The sequence below is a fragment of the Actinophytocola sp. genome (genome assembly GCF_036402745.1).
Taxonomy (GTDB): Bacteria; Actinomycetota; Actinomycetes; order Mycobacteriales; family Pseudonocardiaceae; genus Actinophytocola.
The window spans coordinates 1-3,783 of sequence record NZ_DASWSJ010000169.1; the positions used below are offsets into that span (position 1 = coordinate 1).

At 70.8% G+C, this 3,783-nt stretch carries 3 protein-coding genes and 1 pseudogene; all 4 read right to left on the reverse strand.

Going from position 1 to position 3,783, the window contains the following annotated elements; all coding sequences use genetic code 11:
* The coding region (locus VGD70_RS16880; RefSeq protein WP_331082419.1) for a GAF domain-containing protein at nucleotides 1-770 on the reverse strand (770 nt) is incomplete at its 3' end.
* A gap of 1,298 nt (nucleotides 771-2,068) precedes the next feature.
* Nucleotides 2,069-2,461 (reverse strand): tautomerase family protein, encoded by a 393-nt coding sequence (locus VGD70_RS16885; RefSeq protein WP_331082420.1) that lies wholly within the window; start codon nucleotides 2,459-2,461, stop codon nucleotides 2,069-2,071.
* A 133-nt stretch (nucleotides 2,462-2,594) separates the two neighbouring features.
* Nucleotides 2,595-2,882, reverse strand: a complete 288-nt coding sequence (locus VGD70_RS16890) for a hypothetical protein (RefSeq protein WP_331082422.1) — start codon at nucleotides 2,880-2,882, stop codon at nucleotides 2,595-2,597.
* Nucleotides 2,876-3,695, reverse strand: a pseudogene (locus VGD70_RS16895) (FAD-dependent oxidoreductase); the annotation flags it as partial. The gene VGD70_RS16890 and the pseudogene VGD70_RS16895, both read right to left, overlap by 7 nt.
* Nucleotides 3,696-3,783: the final 88 nt, after the last annotated feature.

Genomic DNA, 3,783 nt, shown 5'->3' on the forward strand with positions numbered 1-3,783 from the left:
ATGAGTTCGGTGAAGTCCGCTATGCGTTGTTCGGTGTCGGGCGGGAAACGCTCGTGCCGGGTTCCGACGGCGATCGCGCCCCACAGATGCCCCTGGACGACGATCGGCGCCGCGACTCCCGACCGAAGTCCGAGCCGGCGGACGGCGTCGCCGTACGGGTCGCAGGCGGGGCTGAAGTCGTCGATGCGGGCCGGGTGGCCGGTGTGCAGGACCGCCGCCAGGGCCAGCGGTGGCTGCGGCGTCCAGCGGCTTCCTATCGGGAACTCGGCGGGGTATGCGCCGACGCGGGCCACGACGGTCGTCGCGGCGTCCGGATCGAGGCGGAGGATGTTCGTTCCGTCGGCGCCGAGGACGCTGCCGACCTCGTGCGCGACGGCCGCGAGTACCTCGGCCGGTGGCACCCCGCGGGCGACGAGCGTGGCGACGCGACGTAACGCGGCTTGCTCGTCGGCGAGCCGGCGGAGTTCCTCGCGGCTCGTGGCGTTGGCGGTGGCGAGGGTTTCGGCCTCGCGGCGGCGCGTGGCCAGGCCGACCACCGCGCTGGCCGCGGCAGCGACGAGGAGGAACGCGACCACGGCCACCACTTCGTTGGGGTCGGTGACGGCGATGTCGTACAGCGGTGGGATGAAGTAGTAGTCCAGCAGCACCGCGGCCGCGACCGCGGCGGCCAGCGCCGGCACCAGCCCACCGACCAGCGCCACCACCACGACGGCGAGCAGGTAGAGCAGCATCTGGCTGGGCAGGCTCACGACGTCGCGAAGCTGGGCCAAGCCCAGGGTCAGTAGGGGAAGCACAACCAGCCCGGTCAGCGCCCCGGCGAGCCGGCGCCGCGGAGAGAGCCCCGCCCACAGGGCAGGCGGGCGTCGGCGGGTCGTGGTGGGCTTCGTGGATGTCGATGTATACGTCAAGGTCGCCCTTCCCGTCTCGCGGGTGGCGGTAGCGCCGGTGCCCGGTCCCGTCGGCAACTGGGCCGGCCGGCTGCGAGGGCCAGCGCCCAGGACGAGCCGGGTGGCGTGCTCGGCACGGGCGACGTGCATGCAGCGCGGTGTGAATGTGTCGCCGACCACAGCATGGTAGGGCCCAGCCGCGCAGGGCGGTCGCGCCTGCGGGCCTCGCTCTCGCTCAGATCGTCGCTGGACACCCCGACCTGGGGGCCCAGGGCGGCCGGTGACGGCTGCTGCCCGCACCCTCCGCAACCAATGCTGGGCTGATCGAGCATTGCGGTAGCGTTACGACCTGATGCGTTCCGCCGACACCGATAGCGCGAGCTGGTAGCGGGCGGTGTGGATCCGGCGGGTGCCCGATCATGCGGCGCGGCGCCCGAGTCCGGTGTCGGGGCAGCGGCGCCAACTGTCGTCGGGGCAGCGGCGGATTGCGATCCAGCGCGTGTTGGGCGGCCCAACGCCATCGCCGAGCGCTTCGTGGACAGTATGCGGCGCCGGCAGCGCCGGCGGCCCGGCCACATCGCGGGGGCGTCGCGGGTCGCGACGACCGCGAGCGCGTCGACGCCCGTGCGCGGGAAGGCACCGTTGCGATCCACCTCCGCGGCGGCGGGGACGACGGTGGAGTCCGGGACCGACGCCAGCGCGGACCGGTGGACCCGCGTCGCGCCAGGGAATGTGGGGGAAGTGCTGGTTGCAGTGCTCACAGAGGCGAGGCCATCGATACCCTTGTCGCCTACCTGCTTCTCGTTCGGCTGGGTGTGAACGAGCGTGTGAGTTCCCAAAACTCGGCGTACGTCATGCGACCTGCTGACATTCGTGGAGCAGGCCGCCGAGTCGGTCACGCGTTGTGACATTGGTGGTGTTGGTACTTGGCGTCCGGGGAGTGGTCGTCGGGGTGCGGCTTGGCAGAGTGTGGCTGCCGGGTGCGCGCGCCACGTCGATCGGGCCGGACAGCACGCACCACGCCTGGAACGTCGAGCCGTCCGCGGCCGCAGTGCACAGGGCAGCGGCGGTCTTCGTCGACGCCTGGGCGAGTGGTGCGCCAAAGTACCAACCGGGTACCGGTACTGATCTCGAGCGATATGAATGGCGCCTCCTCTGAATCCTGGGAGCGCGGCGAGCGATCAGTGCAACTCTCCGGTCAGGAACTGAGCTCGGCCCAACCCGAACGACCAATCTTCATCATCGTTCTCGGTCAACGAGATGATCAGATCAGCCGGGTCGAGACCGCAGTCGCGTCGCAGCCGCTCGGCCAGCAGCGCGTAAAGTCTCTCCTTTTGCGCGCGGGTGCGCCTGCGGCTGACCAAGTGGATGATTACCAGCTGGTCGGACCGATTGATGCCCAGTCCGGTGTCGAGTGCGACGATCTCGCCGGCGGGGTGACTCTTGACAACCTGGTACCGGTCCCGCTCGGGCACTTCGAACGCCTCCACCATGGCGGCATGCGCTGTGTCGAGCAGCGTTTTGATCTCACCAGGGTGTCGGCCCTCGATGACGTCGAAGTACAGCAGTGGCATGGACTTACCTTCCGGGTCTGATGATCGGCGGGGAGGGGGATCAAGGCGATGGGCGGCGGCGAAGTCTCAGCCCGTCGGGCGCCCTTTCAGAGCTGTTGGTTCGGTAGTGGCGGCCCACCCCGGTCCGCGCCGGTCAGTCCGGGACCGCCGCGAAGAGCAGGTTGAGCCCCTCGGTGATGGTCGGATGCGTGATCACCATGTCGCGCAGCGCGGTGTAGGGCAGGCCGGCGAGCATGGCGGTCTGCACGGTGGTGAGCGCCTCGCCCGCCTCGTGCCCGAGCAGCGCCACCCCGAGGATTTCCGCGGTGTGCGCGTCCACCACGGCCTTCCACACTCCGGCGGTCTCCCGCGCGGTGCGGGCCCTGGGGTGGTGGCGGCGACGTCCCCGGCCGCCCAGGTGTGCTCCGCCGTGGTGCGCAATTCGTCGTCTACCGCGACGAAGCCCTGCTCGTCCAGCCGCACGCCGGCGGTGTCCAGCTCCGTGTCGGCGACCGGCTCTCGGCCGACGGCGACCAGCAGCAGCTCGTCGGCGGTGACCTCGGCGTGGTCGGCGAGGACGGCGGTGACCGAGCTGTCGGCATTCCGGGTCACCCGGCTGACCGCGACTCCGGTGCGCACGTCGATGCCCTCGCCGGCGAAGATTTCCGCCACCGCGGAGGCGATGTCCGGGTCTTCCCGGCCGAGCAGCTGGGGGTCACGCTCCAGCATCGTGACCCGGGCGCCGAAGGTGTTCAGGATCTGGGCGATGTACCCACCGCCGAGGACGTTCCTGCTCCGCGGTAGCGCCGCGAGCTCGAGCAGGCTCTCGCTGCAGCGGCCTGGCCTCGGCGAGCCCGGGGATGGGCGGCAGCGCCGGCCGGGTGCCGGTGTTGATCACGACGTCGGCCCCGCGGAGCATCAGGGTGCCACCGTGGGCCAGCGCCACCTCCACGGTCCGGGGGCCGGTGAAGCGCGCCTGCCCGATTACCAGGTCCATTCCGGAGTCCAGGAACTGCTTGTGGTTGATGGCCACCATGCCCTCGACCACGCCCTGCTTGTGTGCGCGCAGCAGCGCGAAGTCCACCTCCGGCTCGCCGATCCGGATGCCGAACTCGGCGGCCCGGCGGGTGCTGCGCAGCGCCCGGGCGGCGGCGACCAGCGCCTTGGTGGGGATACAGGCGACGTTGATGCAGCTGCCGCCGATCATGCCGCGCTCGACCATGGCCACCCGCTGGCCGGCCTTCGCCCGGTCCATGGCCAGCGTCTTGCCGGCCTTGCCACCGCCGATCACCAGCAGGTCGACGTCCTCGATAGGGGTCCTCACCAGATTCCTCCTGGATACG

Coding starts and splice junctions, on each gene's coding strand:
- VGD70_RS16885 (WP_331082420.1), bottom strand. CDS start 2,461: ATGCCACTGCTGTACTTCGACGTCATCGAGGGCCGACACCCTGGTGAG.